Here is a 20,210-nt window from a genome sequence, read left to right on the forward strand (position 1 = left end):
GGCGGCGCGCCGGGCGTCCTGCACGGCCTGGGGGGTGGGCTGGGCGGCGGCGGCCGCGGCGAGCAGCAGCAGGCCCGCTGCCGCTGCCTGCCGCCCCCAGGCCGCGGCGGCCCCCGCCCGAGCCTGCCGCCTCACCGGTCGTCCCGTCCTCATCCCGCCCCGTCGCCACCCCTGCCGGCCGGCGCGAGTCTGCACCCCGCGGCGGCGGGCGGCCAGGGAAGGATGGGTTGGCGGATGGGGGTGCGCCTGCCCGGAGGCGGCGGCCCGGCGGCCGCGGCGGGGCCCCGCCGGGCCGGAGCGTGCCCGCCCTGGCGCCGGCACCCGCCGCCCGGGGGAGGAAACATCAGGCCGGCGCGGCGGGGGAGGAACCGCGGGATCGCCCGCCTCGCCCGCGCAGGGTCAGGCGACCAGCGCCTTCCCGGTCATCGCCGCCGGCTGCGGCAGGCCCATCAGCTTCAGCAGGGTCGGCGCCACGTCGGCCAGCTTGCCCTCGTGCAGCACCGCCCCGGCCGGGCCGCCCATCAGGAAGACCGGCACCGGGTTGGTGGTATGGGCGGTATGCGGGCCGCCGGTCACGGGGTCGCGCATCAGCTCGCAATTGCCGTGGTCGGCGGTGACCAGCAGCGCACCGCCCTGCGCCCTCACTGCCGCGGCGATGCGGCCGAGCCCGGCATCGACCGTCTCCACCGCCTTCACGGCGGCGGCCAGGACGCCGGTATGGCCGACCATGTCGGGGTTGGCGAAGTTCAGCACGATCAGGTCGTACTTGCCGGACTCGATGGCGGCGACGGCCTTGTCGGTCAGCTCCGGCGCCGACATCTCCGGCTGCAGGTCGTAGGTGGCGACCTTGGGGGAGGGAACCATGATGCGGTCCTCGCCCTCATAGGGCCGCTCCTCGCCGCCGTTCAGGAAGTAGGTGACGTGCGGGTACTTCTCGGTCTCGGCCATGCGGAGCTGGGTCCGCCCGGCGCGGGCCACGACCTCGCCGAGGATGTCCTTGAGCTGGTTCGGCGGAAAGAGCGTGCCGAGGAAGGCATCGAGGTCGATGGAATACTGCGTCAGCCCGGCGGCGCCGGCGAAGCGCACGACCCTGGTGCGCTCGAAGCCCCTGAAGCCGGGGTCGAGCAGCGCGCCGAGGATCTCCCTGACGCGGTCGGCGCGGAAGTTGAAGCAGAGGATGCCGTCGCCGTCGCGCATCCCCTGGTAGCCGCCGATGACGGTGGCGGGGACGAACTCGTCGGTGATGTCCTTCGCGTGCGCGGCCTCGACCGCCGCGACCGGGTCGGCGGCCTGCGCGCCCCTGGCCGAGACCATGACGTCATAGGCCTGGCTGACGCGTTCCCAGCGGTTGTCGCGGTCCATGGCGTAGTAGCGGCCGCAGACGGTGGCGATGCGGATGCCGGCGGCCGCCTGTGCGCCGGCTCCGCCGGCGGGGCCGAGATCGGCCAGCAGGGTGCGGAGGTAGTCGGGCGCGGCGCGCGGCGGGGTGTCGCGGCCATCGGTGAAGAGGTGCAGCGCCACCGGCACGCCCTGCGCCGCCACCGCCTTCGCCAGCGCCGCCGCGTGCTTCTGGTGGCTGTGGACGCCGCCCGGCGAGAGCAGGCCCATCAGGTGGCAGGTGCCGCCCGAGGCGCGCAGCTTGCCGACGAGGTCCGCCAGCGCCGGGAGCGCGCCGATCGAGCCGTCGGCGACGGCGCTGTCGATCCGCGGCAGGTCCTGCATCACCACCCGGCCGGCGCCGAGGTTCAGGTGGCCGACCTCGGAATTGCCCATCTGGCCGTCGGGCAGGCCGACCTCGTGCCCCGAGGTGTGCAGGAAGGCGCGCGGGCCGGCCTCCCACAGCGCGTTGAAATTCGGGGTGCGGGCCTGGCGCACGGCATTGTCCGCCGGATCCTCGCGCCAGCCCCAGCCGTCCAGGATGACGAGCATGACGGGGCGCGGCTGCGGCATGGGGAATCTCCTCGGCTGGCCCGGGGCGGGAATCGCCGGCTCAACGAAGCCTCGACCGATGTCGGGACCGGCACCGGTCGAGGTCCGGGCCTTACCGCCGTCCACCCGTTGGGGCAAGCGTCCGCCGGAACCGTCCCGCCGCCCGGTCGTTGGCGCCGCGACCCATCCACGAACAGGAGAGAACGCCGATGCCCGAGACCCGCAGCGATGCCGAGGCCAAGCGCAAGGTCTGGGAGATGATCAAGGATATCGACATCGCGATGATGGTGACGCAGGACGACCAGGGCCGCTTCCGCGGCCGTCCCATGCGTTCCGTCAACAAGGAATTCGACGGCGTGCTGTGGTTCTTCGCCACCGCCGGCAGCCCGGTGACCGGCGAGGCCAACAACGACGGCCGCGTGCTGCTGGCCTATTCCGACCCCTCCTCGCAGAACTACGTCTCGATCTCCGGCAGCGCCGAGACCATCAAGGACGCGGCGAAGCAGAAGGCGCTGTGGTCCGAGCCGCTGCGGGTCTGGTTCCCCGGTGGGCCGGAGGACCCGAAGATCGCGCTGATCCGGGTGGAGTGCGAGGGCGCGGAATACTGGGACAGCCCGTCCAGCACGCTGGTGCATGCCTATGGCTACCTGAAGGCGGTGACGACCGGCGAGCCGCCGCATCCCGGCGACAACGACAAGGTGGACTTCACCAAGAAGGCGGGGTGAGGGAAGGTCGGGGAGGAAAACAGGTATTCCCTCCCCGAACCCCTCCCTTCCCTTTTGCGGGTCGGCTGCCGCCGCGCGGCGAGTGCCGGCCGCGGAGAAAGGGATGAGGGGTCCGGGGAGAATACCTTCTCCCCGGCCTGTCACGCGTTGATGCCGGTGACGTTCTCCGCCCTTGCCTCGATCTCGCCGCGCTCGACCCGCTTCACCATGGCGGTCAGCGCCGCATTGGCCGGCGCGGCCAATCCCGCCTTCGCTCCTTCCGCCACGACGAAGCCGTTGATCTGGTCGATCTCCGTCTGCCGGCCCTTCATCATGTCCTGGCCCATCGAGGGCCGCTGCCTCGCGCTGCGCTGGCCTGCCGCGAGCGTCGCCAGGACGGTGCCTTCGGCCTTGTCCAGCGCCGCGGCATCGCCGCTGCCGGCGGCGGCCAGCACCTCGGGCGCGATCTTCTGGATCGGCTCCAGCGCATAGCCCAGCGCCTGGCCGATCCGCACAGCCTCCGCGCCGAGCCGGATCGAGAAGCGGCGGATGCGGTCGTCGCGGTCGCATTCGTTGCCGGAAAGGCCGGTCGCGGCGCTGACGCCGTTGCGCATCACGTTGACGCAGAGCTTCGACCAGCGCTCGCCCCAAAGGTTGGTCGTGGCGGCGACGCTGTCGATGGCGGCGATCATCTCGCGCACCTGCTCGACGCGCGCGGTGATGCGGCCATGCGGCTCGCCCACGGCATAGACCACGCGCTGGGTGCCGCCGAGCGGGACGGTGCGCATGACCTCGCCGGGCGCCACCAGCTCGCCGGAATAGGTGCCGGCGATGACGCCGATGGTGCGGCCCCAGCCGACCACCGCGGCGATGGCCGGCTCGTTGATGCAGTTCTGCAGGCTGGCGACGAAGCCGCCGGGCGCCAGGTGCGGCGCGATGAGCTGCGTCGCCCATGTCGTGTCGTAGGACTTCACCGAGACGAAGGCGATGTCGATGGGCGGGCCCTTCGACAGCGACTGCACGTCCGACAGGTGCAGCGCCGGCACCGCGACGGTGACGTTCTGGCTCTCCTCGATGCCGGTGAGCGTCAGGCCGCGCGCGCGGATCGCCTCCACATGCGCCGGCCAGGCGTCGATCAGGGTGACGTCGTGGCCGAGCCGGGCGAGGTGGCCGCCGAGATAGCCGCCGACCGCGCCGGCCCCGACGAAGGCGATACGTGGACGCATTCCCGCTTCTCCCAATCCGCGGCGAAGGTAGCGGCGGCCGGCTAGCCCAGGAAGGCCGGCCGCGCCGCGGGATCGAAGGCGATGCCGGCGGCGCGGAGGGAGGCGGCCAGCGCCGCCTCCGGCATCCTGGCGTGGCGGACCAGAAGCTGCAGGTACATCCCGACGAAGCGCGGCCCGTGGCCGTCGCTGGCGCCGTCGGCCGTGCTGGTCAGGCAATGCGCCAGCTCGTGCAGCAGGACCCAGGTGGGGAGTTCGGGCGGCGCCTCGATCGAGAGCCGCGTCGCCCGCGCGACCGTGCGCCGGGCCTGGCGGGGCAGCGGCCGGATGCGGGGCGGGAAGCGCAGCCCCTCGGCGGCCCAGACATGGTCGACCAGCGCCTGGAGCTGCGCGAAGGGGACGCGGGAGGCATCCCGCGGCCCGACCTCGGCATCCTCCCAGGCATAGAGCCGTCGCGCCGCGGCGTCGTCGCGGCTCATCGCCGCCCCGGCCGGCCCGGCGGAGGCCGGCCGGCTGCAGGCGGGGGCGGCGCCGGCCGCGCGACCGGCCTCAGGCGACGAGCTGCAGCCGCCCGGCCGGGGCCGGCGCCCCGATGCCGTCCCGGCAGGACGCGCTCATCCGGATCTCGGCGCCGTCGGCCGCCCGGCGGATCCGCAGGGTGCCGAGCGCCTCCGGGCGGAGCCGCACCGGGGAGGTGAAGACGAAGCTGCATCGCCCCTGGCCGATCCCTGCCGCCTGGAGGTCCTTGCGAAGGTCGCAGGCCAGGACGCTACCGATCACCCGGTCCTCCAGCAACACCTCGAGCAGCACCGGCAGTTCGGGGTGGCTGGGATCCTGCGCCCAGCCCTCGATCTTCCACTCGCCGCGGATGCGGTCGATCGACCCCTTCAGCGGGCCGGTGACGAGGCCGGCCGCGGCGCGCGCCACCACCGGGCGCAGCACGGCGTCGAGCTTCGCGCCGCGTTCCGGCCGCGGCGCGCAGAGGCTCAGCTCCTCGGGCGGCCGGTGGTCGGGGTAGAGCGCGTGGAATTCCGCGACGTTGTGGAACTGCTCGCGCTGCCCCTCGCAATCCGCATAGGTCTCCGACCAGGCGCCGTCGGCGATGATGCAGTCATGCGTCTCGAGCTCGATCTGGTGGTAGTGGATGTCGGCGCCGGCATGGTCCTGCAGGATGGTCACGCCGTTGACCAGCGACCGGGCGAGCACGAGACGGTCGCCGACCAGCATCGAATGGCCCGGCGATACGGACAGGTCGCGCGCCGGGATCCGGTCGCCGAGCGCGCCGGCCTTGATCCGCACCGGGATGCGGTCCCGGTTGCCCTTGAGGAAGCGTTCCGCGAAGCTCTGCCGGCCGATCCACTTGATCGGCTGGATGCCCTGGAAGCGGGTCACCACGGTGTCGCCGATGCGGAGGTCCTCGATCGCCACCTCGCCTGTCGGCGTCAGGATGCGGGTCCCCTCGAGGTAGCAGAGCAGCAGCGTGGTGCCGCCCTGGCCATCGGAGACCAGCGACACCGGATGCCCCTGGGCGGCGGCGTCGAGCTGGACGGTCCCGACGACCTCGCCCTCGGCGTTCCTGATGGTCACCAGGTTGTCGGCGCCGAGCGTCGCGGTGTCGCCGGCGTCGAGCCCCTGCAGCACCAACCCGTCGTCGGTGTTGAAGCCCTTGATGGTCACGCCCTCGAGGCCATCGAGCGTGCCGCCGATGGTCCAGGATGCATCCGGGGCGATCGTCACGGTCTCGAAGCCGACGAAGTCGGTGCCGATCCCGTCGAGCGTCCCGGCACCCCCGGAGGTCAGCTCCATGATGCCGTCGCCGGTCCCGCCCACCGTCACGGTGCCGTCGAAGACCGCGTCGGGATGGACGATCAGCGTCGAGCTGGCGGTGTGGAGGTAGGCCGCGCCCAGCAGGCCGCCGTCGATCGTGCCGGCATTCTCCAGCGTGCCCAGGCCGACGATCTCGGCGCCGTAGGTCTGGCCGGTGAGCGTGCCGCCCGCGGCGTTGACGATCTGGCCGGCGCCGCCGATCAGGATGCCGGCGCCATGCACGCCGGTGATGCTGCCGGCATTGTCGACATGGCCCGAGCCGATGATGTCGACGCCGAGGACCGCGCCGTCGATGCTGGCGCCGGCCGCATTGTGCACGGTGCCGGCGCCGGCGATATAGGTGCCGAAGCCCTGGGCGCTGTCGATGCTGCCGGTGTTGTTCACCGTGCCGGCGCCGCCGACATAGGTGCCGAAGCCCTGGGTGCCGGTGATGCTGCCGGCGTTGTTCACGGTGCCGGCGCCGGTGATCTTCACGCCGTTCATGCCGCCGGTGATCGTCGCGCCGTCCAGGTCGTTGACGGTGCCGGACCCGTTGACGAGGACGCCGGAGCCCTTGATGCCGGCGATGCCGCCGGCGTTGGTGACGGTCCCGCCGGGGGAGATCTGGATGCCGTTGACCGAACCGGACACCTGGGTCCCGAACGGATTGGTAACCGTCTTGGCGCCGTTACTGGTCAGGCCCGAGACGCCGGTGCCATTCTGAGTCGCCATGCACACCACCTCTGCCAGAGAAACGGTTGCGTAAGCGTTAGAATACACAACCTGTGGTTGAGATGCTTAGGCATGTTGCGGGACGGCGGCAACAGGAAAGTGAGCCCTATACGACCCGGCCGGCGGTCATTCCCGGCCGATGCCCTTCGCCCCCGGCCCGGCCCCGACCGGCCGTTCCAGTCCGACCCGCCCGCCGGCCGCCTGACCGCGGCCATAGGCGCCGCGGTCGCGCACCGTGGCGGTCGAGTAGACCGTCTTCAGCCGCAGGCCGAGGCCGCGGAAGCCTTCCTCGACCTTCTTCTCCTTGGCCAGGACGAGGGCGGTGGAGGCCGTCGCCATGGCCGGCGCCGCAGCGGCGCGGCGAGCCTCGGCGGCGGCGGCGCGGGTCTCGACCAGCGCCTCCAGCCGCTTGCCCAGGCGGTCGGCGAAGCCGTAGCGGAAGCTGCGGAGGCGGGTCTGCGGCGTCGCCCTGCTGCGGAGGTATTCGGGCGTCGCGCGGTAGCGGGCCTCCTCATGGGCCAGCGCGGATTCGGCGACGCGCAGCAGGTATTCCGCCATCTGCACGTCGGGCTCGAGGCCGAACAGCACGAAATCGGCCCGCCCGTCGGTCCAGCCGCGGCATTCGGTGAAGCGCAGCAAGGCGGGATAGAGCCAGCGCAGCGCCAGGCGCTGCGGGCCGGGGACGGTGACGCGGCGCTGGGTGCAGGCCTCCTCGCGCAGCGCCACCTCGGACATGGAGAGGCCATAGACCTCGAGCAGCTCCCCCACCTTGGCGGCGGCGGCGAGCGCCTCGGCCTCGGAGCAGCCGCGCTCCACGGTTCGGGCCGAAAGGGCGCGGATGCGCGCCTTCACCTTGGCGAGTTCGGTCTGTTGATCCATGGCGGCAGTCCTGGCCGGGCTGCGGCGGCCGGGTCAAGGGGCTGCATGAGGCAGCCGAGCGGCTTCGCCATGGGCAGGTTGCCGGCGCCGGCGGGGCCGGTCTCGGCCTAGCCCGCCGCGGCGTAGAAGCGGCGGGCGGTCAGCGTGCCGTGCAGGGTGCAGCGGGCCTGGCCGGCGGCGCAGGCCCGGTCCTCCAGGGCCGCCGGCAGGGTGCGGCTGACGCCCCGGCGGCGCGCCTCCGGCGCTACGTAGGTCAGCCTAACCTTCCCCGCCGCGGTGGTCGCGCCGACGCCGAGCAGCCGCCCGGCCGCTTCGGCCGGCAGCACGACATTGCCCGGCGCGCCGATCCAGGCCGCGAGGTCCGCCGGCGTCCCGCTGACCAACCAGGCCGCCGGGTCGCCGCCGTGGTCGGCGCCGCAGAGCGCGGCAATCGAGCGCCGCAGCAGGTCGCAGGCGGCGGCATCGGCCGGCGCGGCGTCGCGGATCCGCATCAGTCGAGCGTGACGCCGGCCGCCTGCACCACCGGCCGCCACAGCGCGATCTCCGCATCCCAGAAGCGCGCCAGCGCGGCGGCGTCCGAGCCCTGCGGGTCGATGCCGTTCTCGACCAGCCGCGCGGCGACCGCTTCCGACCGGACGGCGCGTTGCAGCCCGGCCTCGAGCGGCGGCACCGGCGTGCCGGCGGGGGCGAAGGCGGCGAACCAGTTGAGGATGCGGAACCCGGGCAGGCCCGCCTCCGTCGCGGTCGGCACCTCGGGCAGCAGCGCGCTCCGCGCCTCCCCGGTCACCGCCAGGCCGCGCAGCGCGCCGGCGCGGACATGCGGGTGGAGCGAGGCGATGCCTTCGACCAGGAAGTCGACGTTGCCGGCGACCAAGTCCGGCACCGCCAGGGCGGCGCCGCGATAGGGGACGTGCTCCGCCCGCCCGCCGGCCCGCATCGCCAGCATGTGGGCGGAGAGGTGGTTGATCGAGCCGGGCCCGGCCGAGCCATAGGTCAGCGGCCTCGGGCTGTCGCGCAGCAGCGCCAGGAATTCCGGCAGCGTCCTCGCCGGCAGGTGCGGGCCGGCCACCAGCAGCATCGGCATGGTGCCGACCAGCGACAGCGGCGAGAAGGCGCGGCGGATGTCGAAGCGGAGCTTCGGATGCAGCGCCGGCGCCAGCGCCGCGGTGGTGATGGTGAAGAAGCCGATCGTGCTGCCGTCGGGCACGGCGGTCGCCACCGCCTCGGCGCCGATCAGCGTGCCGCCGCCGCCGCGGTTCTCGATCACCACGGGGCGGGCCAGGGCCTCGGCGAGCGCCGGGACCACCAGCCGGGCGGCGATGTCGGTGGCGCCGCCGGGGGCGAAGGGGACGACCATGCGCAGCGGCGCAACCTGCGCCTGCGCGGCGCAGGGCAGGGCGGCGGCACCGGCCAGCAGGGCGCGGCGGGCGATGGGCGGCATGGCGTGTCCCCGGGTCTCCTGGCCCGGATGCTCCCCGGCCCGGCGCCCCCTGTCCAGCGCCCCCTGTCCAGCCGGGCGGCATCCGGCCTAGGCTTGCCGAAAGACCGACGGAGGAAACCCATGGCCCGCTACGGCTTCGACCACATTCACCTGCGCAGCCCGGACCTCGAGGCGACCGCCGCCTGGTTCCAGGACAAGCTCGGCGCCGAGATCGCCCGCCGCGTCGAGGGCGAGGCGCCGCGGATCGACATGACCCTCGGCGGGCTCGACCTCTTCATCTCGGCCTCGGATGCCCGCGTCGCGGCGCCGCCGGTCTCGCCCTACAACGGCATCGACCATTTCGGCCTGGCGGTGCAGGGGCTGGACGCGGCGGTGGCGGAGCTGAAGGCCAAGGGCGTGAAGTTCACCATGGAGCCGAAGCAGGCGCGCCCGGGCGTGCGGATCTGCTTCATCGAGGGGCCGCAGAACATCTCGATCGAGCTGCTGGAACGGACCGCAGCCTGAACGGCAGCAAGGCCCGATCGGCGGCGCGCGCAGGCGGCGCCTGGCACCCGAGGCCATGAACCGGACCGCATCCCCGAAGGAGGCACGCAGCATGCACATCGTCCAGATCAACTACCGCCGCCCCGAGATGCCGAAGGCCGAGTGGGAGGCGCGCTACACCGACGACCGGGCCAGGCCCTTCCTCGAGGTCCCGGGCCTGCTCTGGAAGATCTGGCTGGACGGCGATTCGGAGAGGCTCGCCGGCGGGATCTACCTCTTTGCCGACCGCGCCTCGGCGGAGGCCTATGCGGCCGGGCCGATCGTCGCGCGCATGAAGGCCAACCCGGATCTGTCCGAGCTGTCCGTGCGGGTCTTCGACGTGCGGCGGCGGATGAGCGAGATCACCCGGGCGCCGATCGACTTCGGCAAGCTGGCGGCGGAGTGAGGCCAGGGAGGACCTAATCCTTTCCGGACGCTCCTCTATTTCTCTGAGGAGAGGCAGGGCACCCGCCGGGCGGCGGGTGCCGACCCACGACGAGGAAGGGCAGGGTTCGGGGAGCCTGGGTCCGCTTGCCCCGGACAACGATGAAGGACTACAGCAACTGCCGTTCAGAAGTGACGGCCACACTGCTGTAGCTCGTTAAATGCACAGCAGATTCATGCGTCCGGACGGTCACGCCCTGCCGCTGTCCGCTGCAATCGGCCATCTCCCGAGAGCCGGCGCCGTCGGTTCGCGCCGTATCAGATCCGCCAGGTTTCGAGGTGGCTGGCTCGCCGGTTGTCCGGGAACGACGGGGCCCGAAGGCATACCGGAGGTGCAGCGCGGCCTTGAGCTGCCCCGCCGCGCGAGGTTCGGCCCCGCACCTTCCCCGCCTTCGTGACGCGCCGCATGGCGCGGAAGCCGCGTCCACCGGTTCGGCGCACCCCAACCAACCGCACCCATCTCACCAGATCAACGGCGATGTGCCGCTGCCTCGGCAAGGCAAGCAAGCCGTGCTTGCCGTCCCATCCGCTGGCTGCCCGGATGCATGCGGGCCGGCACCGTGACACGGATACGGCCAGATCAGGCCTTGGCGGGATCAGTGCAGCCGAGCGGGCAAGCCTGACGCGTTCACGGCATCCTGGCAGGCCCGCCGCCGCGCAGGGCTCCTCAGTTCCGAAATGCCGGACGCATTGTGCCTGCTCCTTCCAGCATGACCGTCTCGCGCATCCGATCTGGCGCCGCCGCGCGTCCAGGCGTTCCCGCGGCCGCTCGGGGCAATGCCCCGGACCCTTCAACCGGTCTTCCTAGTCAAACACCGGCTGCGTTTTTTCGGCTGCCAGCGGGCGTCAACCCGGTCAGCCGAACCGGCTCGACCACTGACCTGCCTGCGGGCACGGCGAATTAGTGCGACCTTGAAACAGCCCATGGCGGCGGAGGGGGTGTTCCCCGCGCCAGCGCGGATCCACGGGTGACCACTGGCCTTCCCTCCCGTCGGGGCAGGTCGAGGAGGACCAGGCACCGTCAGAGTGCCACGACCTCGGACAGCAGATGACCGAAGCCTGCGCCGACAGGAGTAAATCCCTGTAGCCCAACGGCATGATCGAATCCGGCAAGGGAATGATCACACCAGTCGTATCGGACAAGTGTCTTGTTGAAAAAGCTTCATGCAGGAGCCTTGGTCTTTCTGGATTGCTGTTCATATGCACCAGCATAGATAGCAAATGTATCTTCATTGTGGGGACGGGATGGCCGAACGGAACGTTTCATCGGCAGTATTATCGGTCCGCTTGCCAGCAGTGTCGCGGGACCGCCTGAAAATGGCGGCGGCGGCGCGTGGCGAGACGGTGCAGGACCTGATCGGCGGGTTGGTGCAGCATTTCCTGGTGGAGGAGACGCGGCGGGCGCCGGAGCTGGCAGCGACGCTCGGGGCCTTGCGGGGGCGCGCCGGGCGGCTGCGCGAGCGCGGCGTGGCGGGGCTGTGGGTCTACGGCCCGGTGGCGCGGGGCGAGGCCATGCCGGGCGGGTCGGTCGACCTGCTGGTGGAGTTCGCGGCGGGCGCGCGCCTGTCGCTGGTCGCCCTGGCCTCGCTCAGGGCCGAACTGTCCGAGGCGCTCAGCACCCGTGCCGAGCTGGTCGAGCGCGCGACGCTCTGCCCCAACCGGCATGCCGCCATGGAGTGGGAGGCCGTGCGCGTCCTATGATCGGACCGGCCAAGCTGCGCACGTGCCTCGAGACCCTTCGGTCGGCGGCCACGGACGTGCAGGCCTTCACCGCCGGGGTGCAGGGGGCCGACCTCGCGGCGCTGCCCGAGGCGGACCGGCGGACCTATCGGGCTTTGGGCGGCGCCTTGATGGAGATTGCCGAAATGGCTGCCGCCCTGCCGATCGAGCTGCGGGCCCGCCATCCGGAGGTGGACTGGCGCGGCTGGATCGGCCTGCGCGACCTGCTCCTCGCCGACGGGCTGCGGCGGGAGATGCCCCGCCTCAGTCCTTGCGTAGAGCATGACCTGCCAATTCTGCTGACCACGATCCATGCTGAGATCGAGCACCTCGAGGCCTGAGGCCGGCCTTCGTCGGGCCAGAACTGCGGCTGCCGGCGCGAACCGCCGTCAGGTCGCGATGGCAGCACCCGCCGGACCGTTGCCCTGGGCATGCGATGCACCCCGCGCGCGCGGCAGGGGCCTGGCCATGCGGGTACCGGTCGGGTTGGCGGGTCTGGCCGGATGATCGCCGGGGATGTCGCCTTGCCCCCGCAGGACGGCGACCTCGCCCTGGTCGTCCGCTTCGGCGAGCAGGTGCACCGGCTTTCCAACCCGCAGGAGGTGGCCCGGGCCGCGGCGCGGCTGCTGGGCGAGCATCTCGGCGTTGCCCGGGCCGCTTTCGGGCAGGTCGCCGCCGACGACACCTTTCTCGTCGTGGCGGCCGACTGGGTGGCCGGCGGCGCCGCATTGCCCAGTGTCGCGGGGTGGCACCGGATCGGTGATTTCGGCGCGCCGGCGCTGCGGGAATTGAGGGCGGGCCGGGTCTTCGCCATCGAGGACAACCGCGGCGTCCCGCGCCTCGCCGGCGGCGCGAATGCCGTGCTGGCAGGCATACGCGCGGCGCTGCTCGTGCCGCTGCTCGAGGCTGGCCGCCTCGCTGGCATGCTCCTGCTGCACGACGTCGTCCCGCGCCGCTGGCGGCCGGAGGAAGTCACGCTCGCCCGCGTCATGGCCCAACTGGCCCGGGAAGCGGTCCGCCGTGCACGGGCGGAAGCGGCGGGGCGGGCGGCGCAGGCGCGCTTCCGGCAATTCGCCGATGCTGTGCCGGCAATGCTCTGGGCGACCGATGCGCAGGGTGGGGTGACCTACTTCAACGAGCGCTGGTTCCGGTATACCGGCCAGACCCCGGAACAGGCCATGCCCCAGGGTTGGACCGACACGCTCCTCCCCATGGACCGGGAGCCGACCTTCGCGGCCTGGCAGGCGGCGCTGCGCGCGGGGACGGGGCATGAGGTCGAGCACCGGCTGCGCGCCCGGGACGGATCGCATCGGTGGTTCCTGACCCGCAGCGAACCGCTGCGCGACGAGGCCGGACGAATCACCGGCTGGATCGGAATCGCCAGCGACAGCCATGCGCACCGGGAGGTGGAGGCGGCGCTGCGGAGCAGCCAGGAGTTGTTCCGCCAGTTCGCCGAGCACTCGACCGACGTGCTGTGGATCCTCGACGCCGCGACCCTGCGGGCGGAGTACCTGAGCCCGGCCTTCGAGAAGGTCTGGGGCCTGCCGCGCGGCGCCCTTGCCGGCAGCCCCGAGCGCAATTCGCGCGACATCTGGCTGGAGACGGTGCACCCGGAGGACCGCGGCCCCGCCGCCGAGGCCATGGCGCGGGTCCGGGAGGGCGAAGTCTCGGTCACGGAATACCGCATCACCCGTGCGGACGGCGCGGTCCGCCGCATCCGCGACACCTTCTTCCCGATCCGCGACGCGGCGTCGCGGGTCAGCCGCGTGGCCGGCATCGCCAAGGACGTGACGCAGCACGAGGGATCGGACGTCTACATCGTGGATGGCGAGCCCGCCTGGCACTCCCGGCTGTCGCGGCTGCTTGAGGATGCGGGCTACCGGGCGACGGTCTTCGGCACGATCGGCGGGTTTCTCGAGGCGGCGCCGGCGCTGGTGCCCGGCTGCGTGCTGCTGAACCTCGCGCAGCCGGAGGCGCCAGCCCTGGCCGTGCCGCGGGAGCTGAAGGCGCGCCGGCTGGCCTTGCCCGTCATCGTGACCAGCCAATGCCACGACGTCGGGATGGCGGTGCGGGCCATGAAGGCCGGGGCGGCGGATTTCCTGCCGGCGCCCTGCGGCGATGCGGCGCTGCTCGCGGCCGTCTCGGATACCATGGCCGAGATCCGGGGCAGCGAGCGCCGCGACCGAGCGGCCGAGTTGGCGCGCGCGCGCATCGCCAGCCTGCTGCCGCGGGAGCGCGAGGTGCTGGACCTGCTGCTGGCGGGCGGCACCAACAAGACCATCGGCCGCGACCTCGGCATCAGCCCGCGCACGGTGGAATTCCATCGCGCCCGCGTCATGGAGCGGCTCGGCGCCCGCACGCTGCCGGAGGCGGTGCTGGCAGCCGCCGCGGCCGGCCTGCGGCCTCCGTCGCCCGAGGCGCAGGAGACGGATCCGGCATGACGCGGCGGGTCGCGCGGCGCGCGGCCTAGGGATATCCCTAAGGGATCGAACAGGCGGGCTTTTTGCCAACGCACAGGCTATATCCTGCAGCACCAGCATGGCCGGAAGGCCAGCGCGCTTCTGCCGGCCTGGCTGCGGTCGGGGCGCCCACGGAACGGCAGGGTGTACCTCCTGGTTCCGCGGGGAGCATCGCCCACCCGACCCTGGGCCGGACAATCGGATCAAGCGCTGCCGGAGTGCATGTCTGGGCGCGAAGGTGCCATCCGTGTCAACCAAGTTGCAAGAGACCGTCTCGGTGTCGTTCCTGGTTCCAGGCGAATTCCCGGACCGCCTGAAAATGGCGGCGGCGGCGCGTGGCGAGACGGTGCAGGACCTGATCGGCGGGTTGGTGCAGCATTTCCTGGTGGAGGAAACGCGGCGGGCGCCGGAGCTGGCAGCGACGCTCGGGGCCTTGCGGGGGCGCGCCGGGCGGCTGCGCGAGCGCGGCGTGGCGGGGCTGTGGGTCTACGGCCCGGTGGCACGGGGCGAGGCCATGCCGGGCGGGTCGGTCGACCTGCTGGTGGAGTTCGCGGCGGGCGCGCGCCTGTCGCTGGTCGCCCTGGCCTCGCTCAGGGCCGAACTGTCCGAGGCGCTCGGCACCGATGCCGAGCTGGTCGAGCGCGCGACGCTCTGCCCCAACCGGCATGCCGCGATGGAGTGGGAAGCCGTGCGCGTCGTTTGACCGGCGGGCCTGGCTGACGGCCCGGGACCGCCGGCCCGGCCGGACGCGGCTTCGCCGTGATCGGGGTCACCGCGGCAAGGCCGTGGGACGCGTCGCGGCGCCTCGGCACGGCATGATGCCGGCCCGCAGGCGGACAGTGCCGACCCCCGCGCCGGGAGCGCGCGCCGGGCTCACCCCCTGCCGGTCGGCCGGTGCGCCGCTTTCGCCGCAAGCTGCCCGAGGCGCAACGAACGACAGCGGTCGCGCGCGGAAGCGTGCGCCGGGCCGCCGGCATCGGCCCGCATTCCAGTGAATCGGCCTGGGTGCTGCCGCGGGCGGACCGGCCCGCAGGCGGCAATCCGCGCGTCGCTCCAGGCCTGATGGACCCCTTTGGAGCCAGCCCGGGCAGGTGGCCGGCGGCACGCGCCCGGCGGTCGCGCCGCGCGCCTGCCCGACGTTCCCAAGCATAACCCTGCAAGGCGCAGCCTTCGGGCCGCAAGCGGCCGGTGCTGCCCCGCCCGAACCGTCCCGCTCCGTATCCAGCTCCGAAGGCCGCAGCTTGCTGACAATCCAGCACGCCCGGGTTGCGCCCCGCAGGATTGCTGACTGGCTGGCATATTGCTTCACCAGCACTACGATCAAGCAAAACATCTACAGTTTGTACTTTGCGGCATGAAGTATTGGGTGGAATGTATCTGCTTGTATCACGGGTTCTTCAATAGCGTATTTTAGGTCGGCCCATATCTTGGAGCCGATCAGTATTTCACTCGGTGAAACAAACAAGATGCATTTCTCGCCCGAACGAGTACTTGGAAGTCCCGGCAGAGACCCCGCGCGTGCTCGCGGCGCGTCCGGCGCGGCCGTGCCGCGGCGGGGTGGTGAGATACGTCCGGCGTGACCGCCCCGGCCGGCATCCGTGCCGACCCGCCGGAACCCGCAAGGCGTCCGGCATTGCCGCCCCGCCCGCTCCTCGCATCCGCAGACCGCCAAAAGGGCACAGCATGAACGAGATCGGCAGTTCGCCGCTGGACCGGACCACCCTGGCGTCCGACGCCGCACCCGGCCTGACCGTCGCCGAGGCACTCGCGCGCGCATTGCAGGCGCTCGGCGTGCGGCAGGCCTACGGCGTCTCCGGCGGCGCGCAGGCGCTGCTCTGGGCGGCGCTGTCGCGGCACCTCGACCTGCTGCATTGCCGGCACGAGAGTGGCGCCGCCTTCGCCGCGACCGAGGCGCATTTCGCCAGCGGCCGCCCGGTCGTCGCCTTCGCCACCACCGGGCCCGGCATCACCAATGCGCTGACCGGCATGCTCGCGGCGCGGACCGAGGGCGCCAAGGTCATCCTGCTCTCGGCCTACGGCTCCGCGGCGCAGCGCGGCCGCGGCGCCATCCAGGAAACCAGCGGCTACACCATGCCGACCAGCGGACTGTTCGAGGCCGGCGCCTGGTTCGACGACGCGGTGGTGCTGGAGACGCCGGACCAGCTGCCGCAGGTGCTGCGCCGCCTGGCCGCCGGCCTGGCGCGGCCGGGCGGCTATGTCGCCCATCTCAGCGTGCCGACCACCGTGCAGGGCGCGTTGCTCACCCAGCCCATGCCGCCGCTGCCGCCCGAGGCGCCGAGCCCGTCGGTGACGGGCCCCGCCGCCATCGCCCGCTGCGTCGCGCTGCTGTCCGGCGCCCCCTTCGCAATCTGGGCCGGCTTCGGCGCCCGCGGCGCCGCCGCGGCGGTGCAGGCGCTCGCCGAGCGGACCGGCGCGCCGGTGATGTGCTCGCCGCGCGCCAAGGGCGTCATCCCCGAGGACCACCCGCTCTTCCTCGGCGTCACCGGCATGGGCGGCCATGCCGCCAGTGTCATCGCCCGGCTGCGGGATCTTGCGCCACGGCGCATCCTCGTGCTCGGCACGCGGCTCGGCGAGCCGACCTCCTTCTGGAGCCCGGCGCTGGTGCCGCCCGGCGGCTTCGTGCACGTCGACATCGACCCGCGCGTGCCCGGCGCCGCCTACCCGCAGGCCGAGACATACTCGGTGCAGGCGGAGGTCGGCGAGTTCCTCGGCGCGCTGCTGGCCGCATGGCCGGAGCAGGACCTGGCCGGGCAGTACTCGCTGCGGTCCGGGCGCCCGCACCCCGCCCATCCGGCCGTGCAACCTTCCGCCCGGCTACGGCCGGAAGCCCTGATGGGGGCGGTGCAGCGCGTCGTCCTCGACGGCAGCGACGCGACGGTGCTGGCGGAATCCGGCAATGCCTTCACCTGGGCGACGCACTACCTGCGCCTGCCCGGCCCGGGGCGCTACCGCGTCAGCACCAATCTCGGCTCCATGGGCCATGTCGCGGCCGGCGTCGTCGGCGCCGCGCTGGGGGCCGGCCGGAAGGCGGTGGCGATCCTCGGCGACGGCGCGATGCTGATGAACAGCGGCGAGGTCAGCACCGCGGTGAAGCGGCAGGCGCCGGCGGTGTGGATCGTGCTGAACGACGGCCGCTACAACATGTGCCACCAGGGCATGGCCGCGCTGGGCATGGCCGGCGCCGCGGACGCGCTGTTCCCGCCCACCGATTTCGCCATGCTCGCCCGGGCCATGGGCGCCGAGGGCCTGCGCGTCGGCGACGAGACGGCGCTCGACGCGGCGCTCGCCGAGGCCATGGCCGCGCCCGGCCCCGTCGTCATCGACGCGCTGATCGATGCCGACCGGCCCGCCCCCTCGCATGGCCGCAACGAGGGCCTCGGCGCCGCCACGGCCGCCGCCCGGGCCGCGGTCACCGCGTCGGTCAGCTTCCCCGTCATCGCCAGCCACTAGCCGCAACGCCGATCGGAGACCGCCATGGAGAGCAACACCTTCGCCACCTCCACCTATATCCAGACGACGCCGGAGGCGGCCTTCGACTACCTGCGCGACCTGCGCAACCTGGATGAGTGGACGCTCTACAGCCGCATGGTCGAGCAGGTGGACGAGAACACCTGGCGCGGCACGGCGTCCGGCTACCAGCACGACCTCTACTACCACGTGCGGCCGATCGAGACGCCGAACTTCCGCGGCGTCGAGTGGCATTGCGGGTTCGAGCCGGGCAAGTATTTCCAGTGCTACCCCGCGCTGGCGCTGCCCGCCGCCTATGTCGGCTCGGACGAGCCGGGCGTCTATTTCCATTGGCTCAGCTTCGTCGGGCCGGAACGGCGGACGCCCATGATCATGCAGGGCATCCACACCGTCCACACCGCCGAGATACGCTCCTTGAAGGGCAACCTCGAACGTCGCGCCGGCCTCGGCGCCGCGGCGCGCGGGCGGTTCCGGATCGATACCGCCTCCATCTTCGTCGATGCGCCGCTCGACCTCGCCGCCGGCTATCTCGGTGACCTGCGCAACCTGCCGGAATGGGCCTTCTTCATCCGCCCCGGGGCACAGGCCGGCGGCGAGATCGGCGAAAGCGAGGGAAGCTTCGAGGACGAGTACGGCCAGCCGGTCGAGGTCCGGCTGCTCCGGCACGACTGCTTCAACTACGTCATCCTGGAATTCGAGCACCGCTACCCGCAGCACGGCTTCGTCCAGCGCAACCTGATGTTCCTGGTGCCTTGCGCCTATGCCTTCGGCAATCCGCAGGCCAAGGGCTGCATCCAGCACCGCGTGGCCTTCTTCGAGCAATCCGCGCCGCCGCGCCACGGCAAGTTCGAGCAATCCGCGCCGCCGCGCCACGGCAAGCTGCAGATCGAGGACTACGGCGCCGAGAGCATGAGCCTGAAGCGCCGGCTGGAGCAGCAGGCCGGCAACCTCGACAGCTTCGCGCGCGGCATGAGCTATCAGACGGAGACGCCGGCATGAGCGCAGCCGCGCCGTCCGGCCAGGCGTTCGGCGCGTTGTCCTGGCCCGTCTTCTCCGGCGCGGGGACGGAGCAGCCGACCCGCGTGGCCGCCGCGCCGCGCCTGGTGCTGCTGGACAATTACGACAGCTTCACCTTCAACCTCTACCACCGGCTCGCCGAGGTCGGGGCGGTGCTACGGGTGGTGCGCAACGATGCGACGACGCCGGAGGCGATCCTCGCCACCGGCCCGGACGCCCTGGTGATCTCGCCCGGGCCCTGTGACCCCGACCGTGCCGGCATCACGCTGCCGCTGATCGCCGCCGCCGCCGGCCGCTGCCCCGTGCTCGGCGTCTGCCTCGGCCACCAGGCGCTCGGCCAGGCCTTCGGTGGCCAGGTGGTGCGTGCGCCGCGGCCCGTCCATGGCAAGACCGACCGCATCCACCACGACGGCACCGGCGTCTTCGCCGGCCTGCCCAGCCCGCTGGTGGCGACGCGCTACCACAGCCTGGTGGTGGACCGGCCAAGCCTGCCGCCGTCCCTGGTCATGAATGCCTGGACGGAGGACGGCCTGATCATGGGTTTCCGCCACGTCGGGCTGCCCATGCACGGCGTGCAGTTCCACCCCGAGAGCATCGCCACCGAGACGGGGCACGAGCTGCTGCACAACTTCCTCGGCCTGCTGTCCGCGGGCGCCCGGGCATGAGCGCCACGGCGACGGTCGCCGCGCCGGACCAGCCCGTGCCGGAGCCGGAGGCCCTGCGGCCTTTCCTCGGCATCCTGGCGAGCGGCCGGACGCTGACCGCCGAGCAGACCGAGACGGCCTTCCGGCACATCATGCTGGGCGCCGCGACGCCGAGCCAGATCGGCGGCCTGCTGCTGGCGCTGCGGGCACGCGGCGAGACGGTGGAGGAGATCACCGGCGCGGTCCGCGCACTCAGGGCCTGCATGCTGACGGTGGCGGCCCCGCCCGGCACCATCGACACCTGCGGCACCGGCGGCGACCTCGCCGGCACGCTGAACATCTCGACCGCCGTCGCGCTGGTGGTCGCCGCCTGCGGGGTGCCGGTGGCGAAGCACGGCAACCGCGCGGTCTCCTCGCGTTCCGGCGCAGCCGACGTGCTGGAGGCGCTCGGCGTCCGGATCGAGATGCCGCCCGAGACGGCCGAGCGCTGCCTGCGGGAAGCCGGCATCGCCTTTCTCTTCGCCCCGCACTACCACCGTGCCATGCGCTCCGTCGGCTCCTGCCGGCGCGAGCTCGGCACCCGCACCATCTTCAACCTGCTGGGCCCGCTGGCGAACCCGGCAGGCAGCAGGCGTCAGCTCCTCGGAGTCTTCGCGCGGGACTGGCTCGAGCCGCTGGCGCTGGTCCTGCGGGCGCTCGGCGCCGAGCGCGCCTGGGTCGTGCATGGCGGGGACGGCCTGGACGAGCTGACCACCACCGGTCCCTCCAGCGTGGTGGAGCTGCACGAGGGCAGGCTCACCGCCTTCGAGCTGGCGCCCGAGCAGATCGGGCTGCAACGGGCGGCGCCCGCCGCGCTGCGCGGCGGCGATGCCAAGGCCAATGCCGCCGCCCTGGTCGAGTTGCTGCACGGCGCCCGGGGTGCCTACCGCGACATCGTCACCCTGAATGCCGCCGCGGCGCTGCTTATCGGCGGCCGCGTCGGGCATCTGGCGGAAGGCGCGGTGCTCGCCCGCCACGCGATCGATACCGGCGCCGCCGCGGCGCGGCTCGCGTCGCTGGTGCGGCTGAGCAAGGGGCACCCGGCATGACCGGTGTCCTGGCCAGGATCTGCGCCATGAAGCGGGAGGCGGTGGCCGCGCGCCGCCGGTCCCGCCCCTTCGCCGCGGTGGCGGCCGCGGCGGCTGCGGCACCGCCGCCGCGCG

At 72.7% G+C, this 20,210-nt stretch carries 18 protein-coding genes; 11 read left to right on the forward strand and 7 right to left on the reverse strand.

All coding sequences use genetic code 11. From position 1 onward, the window contains the following. Nucleotides 1-399 precede the first annotated feature (399 nt). Complete coding sequence (gene gpmI, locus E2C06_RS30065; protein WP_133292268.1) at nt 400-1,950, reverse strand: 2,3-bisphosphoglycerate-independent phosphoglycerate mutase; 1,551 nt, start codon at nt 1,948-1,950, stop codon at nt 400-402. A gap of 188 nt (nt 1,951-2,138) precedes the next feature. Here gpmI and E2C06_RS30070 point away from each other — a divergent pair, with 188 nt between their 5' ends. Continuing rightward, nucleotides 2,139-2,654: a pyridoxamine 5'-phosphate oxidase family protein gene (locus tag E2C06_RS30070; RefSeq protein WP_133292269.1), complete on the forward strand. Its 516-nt coding sequence runs from the start codon at nt 2,139-2,141 to the stop codon at nt 2,652-2,654. A 140-nt stretch (nt 2,655-2,794) separates the two neighbouring features. Here E2C06_RS30070 and E2C06_RS30075 read toward each other — a convergent pair whose 3' ends face one another. From E2C06_RS30075 to E2C06_RS30100, 6 genes are all read right to left on the reverse strand, one after another. After that, nucleotides 2,795-3,859 (reverse strand): ketopantoate reductase family protein, encoded by a 1,065-nt coding sequence (locus E2C06_RS30075; RefSeq protein WP_133292270.1) that lies wholly within the window; start codon nt 3,857-3,859, stop codon nt 2,795-2,797. Between the two features lie 41 nt (nt 3,860-3,900). After that, a complete protein-coding gene (locus E2C06_RS30080) occupies nt 3,901-4,335 on the reverse strand; it encodes a hypothetical protein (RefSeq protein WP_133292271.1) in 435 nt (144 codons plus the stop codon). Nucleotides 4,336-4,405: 70 nt separating this feature from the next. After that, nucleotides 4,406-6,394 carry a Hint domain-containing protein gene (locus E2C06_RS30085; protein ID WP_133292272.1) on the reverse strand — a complete coding sequence of 663 codons (1,989 nt, stop codon included), beginning with the start codon at nt 6,392-6,394 and terminating at the stop codon, nt 4,406-4,408. Nucleotides 6,395-6,520: 126 nt separating this feature from the next. Then, the gene (locus E2C06_RS30090; protein WP_133292273.1) at nt 6,521-7,273 is read right to left on the reverse strand and encodes a DUF7168 domain-containing protein; all 753 of its coding nucleotides are present in this window, start codon (nt 7,271-7,273) and stop codon (nt 6,521-6,523) included. A 107-nt stretch (nt 7,274-7,380) separates the two neighbouring features. After that, entirely contained in the window at nt 7,381-7,764 is a 384-nt protein-coding gene (locus E2C06_RS30095) for a GNAT family N-acetyltransferase (RefSeq protein WP_133292274.1), read from the reverse strand. Beyond that, nucleotides 7,764-8,714 carry a Bug family tripartite tricarboxylate transporter substrate binding protein gene (locus E2C06_RS30100; protein ID WP_133292275.1) on the reverse strand — a complete coding sequence of 317 codons (951 nt, stop codon included), beginning with the start codon at nt 8,712-8,714 and terminating at the stop codon, nt 7,764-7,766. The genes E2C06_RS30095 and E2C06_RS30100 overlap by 1 nt, the downstream gene beginning before the upstream one ends. Nucleotides 8,715-8,834: 120 nt before the next feature. Here E2C06_RS30100 and E2C06_RS30105 point away from each other — a divergent pair, with 120 nt between their 5' ends. The 10 genes from E2C06_RS30105 to trpD all read left to right on the forward strand — a co-directional run bounded on the left by E2C06_RS30105 (nt 8,835) and on the right by trpD (nt 20,096). Continuing rightward, nucleotides 8,835-9,218, forward strand: coding sequence for a VOC family protein (locus E2C06_RS30105; RefSeq protein ID WP_133292276.1), 384 nt, complete (start codon nt 8,835-8,837; stop codon nt 9,216-9,218). Nucleotides 9,219-9,309: 91 nt separating this feature from the next. Continuing rightward, the gene (locus E2C06_RS30110; protein WP_165982763.1) at nt 9,310-9,642 is read left to right on the forward strand and encodes a YdhR family protein; all 333 of its coding nucleotides are present in this window, start codon (nt 9,310-9,312) and stop codon (nt 9,640-9,642) included. Nucleotides 9,643-10,997: 1,355 nt separating this feature from the next. Further along, nucleotides 10,998-11,381, forward strand: coding sequence for a nucleotidyltransferase family protein (locus E2C06_RS30115; protein WP_133292278.1), 384 nt, complete (start codon nt 10,998-11,000; stop codon nt 11,379-11,381). Nucleotides 11,382-11,437: 56 nt separating this feature from the next. After that, the gene (locus tag E2C06_RS30120) at nt 11,438-11,740 is read left to right on the forward strand and encodes a HepT-like ribonuclease domain-containing protein (protein WP_133292279.1); all 303 of its coding nucleotides are present in this window, start codon (nt 11,438-11,440) and stop codon (nt 11,738-11,740) included. Between the two features lie 183 nt (nt 11,741-11,923). After that, on the forward strand, nt 11,924-13,840 hold the full coding sequence (locus E2C06_RS30125) for a PAS domain-containing protein (protein ID WP_165982764.1): 1,917 nt from the start codon (nt 11,924-11,926) through the stop codon (nt 13,838-13,840). Nucleotides 13,841-14,135: 295 nt separating this feature from the next. Beyond that, nucleotides 14,136-14,561, forward strand: a complete 426-nt coding sequence (locus E2C06_RS30130; protein WP_133292281.1) for a nucleotidyltransferase family protein — start codon at nt 14,136-14,138, stop codon at nt 14,559-14,561. 980 nt (nt 14,562-15,541) lie between these two features. Then, nucleotides 15,542-17,329, forward strand: a complete 1,788-nt coding sequence (locus tag E2C06_RS30135; protein WP_133292282.1) for a thiamine pyrophosphate-dependent enzyme — start codon at nt 15,542-15,544, stop codon at nt 17,327-17,329. 24 nt (nt 17,330-17,353) lie between these two features. Further along, nucleotides 17,354-18,346 carry a scytonemin biosynthesis cyclase/decarboxylase ScyC gene (gene scyC / locus E2C06_RS30140; RefSeq protein WP_133292283.1) on the forward strand — a complete coding sequence of 331 codons (993 nt, stop codon included), beginning with the start codon at nt 17,354-17,356 and terminating at the stop codon, nt 18,344-18,346. Continuing rightward, nucleotides 18,343-19,029 (forward strand): anthranilate synthase component II, encoded by a 687-nt coding sequence (locus E2C06_RS30145; protein WP_133292284.1) that lies wholly within the window; start codon nt 18,343-18,345, stop codon nt 19,027-19,029. Before scyC ends, E2C06_RS30145 begins: the two co-directional genes overlap by 4 nt. Next, nucleotides 19,026-20,096, forward strand: a complete 1,071-nt coding sequence (trpD, locus tag E2C06_RS30150; protein WP_133292285.1) for an anthranilate phosphoribosyltransferase — start codon at nt 19,026-19,028, stop codon at nt 20,094-20,096. Before E2C06_RS30145 ends, trpD begins: the two co-directional genes overlap by 4 nt. The last annotated feature ends 114 nt before the right edge of the window (nt 20,097-20,210 follow it).

The organism is Dankookia rubra, from assembly GCF_004355005.1.
Lineage (GTDB): Bacteria > Pseudomonadota > Alphaproteobacteria > Acetobacterales > Acetobacteraceae > Paracraurococcus > Paracraurococcus ruber_A.